General features: G+C 64.5%; 3 protein-coding genes. All 3 read left to right on the top strand.

Going from position 1 to position 2,786, the window contains the following annotated elements; all coding sequences use genetic code 11:
* Positions 1-718: 5'-nucleotidase C-terminal domain-containing protein (locus AC1DRP_RS36065; RefSeq protein WP_476771084.1), on the top strand; the 718-nt coding region annotated here is incomplete at its 5' end.
* A gap of 200 nt (positions 719-918) precedes the next feature.
* Positions 919-1,950, top strand: a complete 1,032-nt coding sequence (locus AC1DRP_RS36060; protein WP_441504808.1) for an iron ABC transporter substrate-binding protein — start codon at positions 919-921, stop codon at positions 1,948-1,950.
* Positions 1,951-2,006: 56 nt separating this feature from the next.
* Positions 2,007-2,786 (top strand): ABC transporter permease (locus tag AC1DRP_RS36055; protein ID WP_476771083.1); only part of this gene is annotated, 780 nt, incomplete at its 3' end.

Here is a 2,786-nt window from a genome sequence, read left to right as displayed (position 1 = left end):
GACGCAGTGGAAGGGGCTGCCCGTGCTCTCTGCGGCCGCGCCCTTCAAGTCCGGCGGCCGCGCGGGGCCGAGCTTCTACACGGATATCCCGGCCGGCCCGATCGCGATCAAGAACGTCGCCGATATCTACCTGTACCCGAACTCCGTGCAGGTGGTGAAGATCACCGGCGCCGAGGTGCGCGAGTGGCTGGAGCGCTCGGCCGGCATCTTCAACCGCATCGACCCGGCCAAGACCGAGGAGCAGCCGCTGATCGACCCGGGCTTCCCCCCCTTCAATTTCGATGTGATCGACGGCGTGACCTACCGGATCGATGTGACGCAGCCCTCACGCTATGACGGCAATGGCGCGCTTGTCGCGCGCGACGCTCGCCGCATCGTCGACCTCGCCTATGCCGGCAAGCCGATCGACGACCAGGCCGAGTTCATCATCGCGACCAATAACTACCGCGCCTCGGGCGGCGGGAACTTTCCCGGCACCAGGACGACCGTGGTGCTGGAGGCGCCCGATCTCAACCGCGACGTGATCATACGCTACATCATCGAGAAGAAAACGATCGAACCCAAGGCCGATGGCAACTGGTCGCTAGTAGCACTTCCGGCCGGCGTGAACGTCACCTTCCTGACTTCGCCAGCCGCGGCAGGAAAACTGCCAGCTGATTTGAAGGCGCGACCGGCTGGCGATGGTGGTGACGGATTCGTGAAGTACCGTCTTCTGTAAGACAACCTTACGACATCACGCACAGCAAACAGTGGTTAATACAGAGAGTAAGCTGTCGGCAAATTACCTTACCTTTCCAAACCTCAGTTTAGATGGATTCTAATAACTGTCATCTTCGTTGACAGCGATATTTTTGATGCCAATACGTATTCGCACGACATCAACTGTCGCGCCGAAAGATTTCAACCCAGAGACACGCCATGGCTTTCTCCTTCCGACATCTGGCGTCCGCCCTGATGGCGGGCATCCTCTCGTCCGGGGTTTCGAGCTTTGCGCTCGCCCAGGCGGCGCCGGCCCCCAGCCCCGAGGGAATCGTCGTCTACAACGCCCAGCATGAGAGCCTGACGCGCGCCTGGTCGGACGCCTTCACCAAGGAAACCGGGATCAAGGTGACGCTCCGCAAGGGCAGCGATACCGAGCTCGGCAACCAGATCGTCCAGGAAGGCGCGGCCTCCCCGGCCGATGTCTTCATCACCGAGAACTCGCCCGCGATGGTGCTGGTCGACAATGCCGGCCTGTTCGCCCCGCTCTCGCCCGCCACGCTCGACCTCGTCCCCGACGCGCTGCGTCCGGCCAATGGAAAATGGCTCGGCGTTGCGGCCCGCTCGACCGTCTTCGCCTATGACAAGACGAAGCTGAGCGAGGACAAGCTGCCGAAGTCGATCATGGATCTGGCCTCACCGGCCTGGAAGGATCGCTGGGGCGCCTCGCCGTCCGGCGCCGATTTCCAGGCAATCGTGGGTGCGATGCTCGTCCTCAAGGGCGAGGCGGAGACCGCGACCTGGCTCAAGGCGATGAAGGCGGGCTCCAAGCCCTATCGCGGCAACAGCGTCGCGATGAAGGCGGTGAATACGGGCGAAGTCGAAGGCGCCGTGATCTACCACTATTACTTCTTCGGCGATCAGGCGAAGACCGCCGAGAACAGCGGCAATGTCGCGCTGCATTATTTCCGGCACCAGGATCCAGGCGCCTTCGTCAGCGTCTCCGGCGCCGGTGTGCTGGCCTCGAGCAAGCACAAGCCGGAGGCCGAGGCCTTCGTGAAATGGGTCGCCGGCAAGGGTGGCCAGGACATCCTGAGGACCGGGGATTCCTTCGAGTATGCCGTCGCCAAGGGCGCGGAATCCAACCCCAAGCTCGTGCCCCTGCCGCAACTCGAAGCGCCGAAGGTCGAACCGTCCAAGCTTGACAGCAAGGCGGTCACCGAACTCATGACCAAGGCCGGGCTGCTCTGACAGCCCCTCTGCCGGGCAGCGAGCCGCCATCGCTGCCCGTGCAAATCGAGAATCTTATGAGCACGGTATCCGAGCCCGCTGTCAGCACGTCGCTGCAGAGACACCCAGCCCTGCGGCCGCTGCACGGGCGCCTGAACGAGGCCGTGACGGTTGCAGCCGCGCTTGTCGCCCTGCTCTGCCTGGCACCGCTCGCGTTCCTGATCGCGATCACCATTCAGACCGGCGCGGACACGGTCGTCGCGCTGGTTTTCCGCGCGCGCGTCGGCGAACTCCTGCTGAACACGCTGCTGCTCGAGCTCTGCGTCGTCCCGGCCGCGGCTGCGCTCGGCATCCTGCTCGCCTGGCTCACCCAGAGGACGACGATCCCCGGGGCACGCGCCTGGTCATGGCTTGCCGTCGCGCCCCTGGCGGTACCGGCCTTCGTCCAGGGCTATGCCTGGGCGAGCTTTGCCCCCCACCTCCATGGCCTGCCCGGCGCGACCCTGATCTCCGTACTGGCCTATACGCCCTTCATCTATTTGCCCGTGGTCGCGCAGCTCCGCCGGCTCGACCCGGCGCTGGAAGAGATTGCGACCTCCCTCGGACGCTCGCCCCGCCAGGTCTTCACCCAGGTCGTGCTGCCGCAGCTGCGCCTCCCGGTTTCCGGCGGAGCACTTCTGATCGGCCTGCACCTGCTGGCCGAATACGGGCTGTTCGCGATGATCCGCTTCGACACCTTCGCAACGGCGATCATCGACCAGTTCCAGTCGAGCTATAACGGTCCCGCAGCCAACATGCTGGCCGGCGTGCTGGTGCTGTGCTGTCTCGGCCTGCTGGTGCTCGACCGAGCATTGCGC

The organism is Allobosea sp. 01N443, from assembly GCF_056399325.1.
Note: the sequence above shows the minus strand (reverse complement) of the source record. Positions and strands in the feature narration are given on the sequence as shown.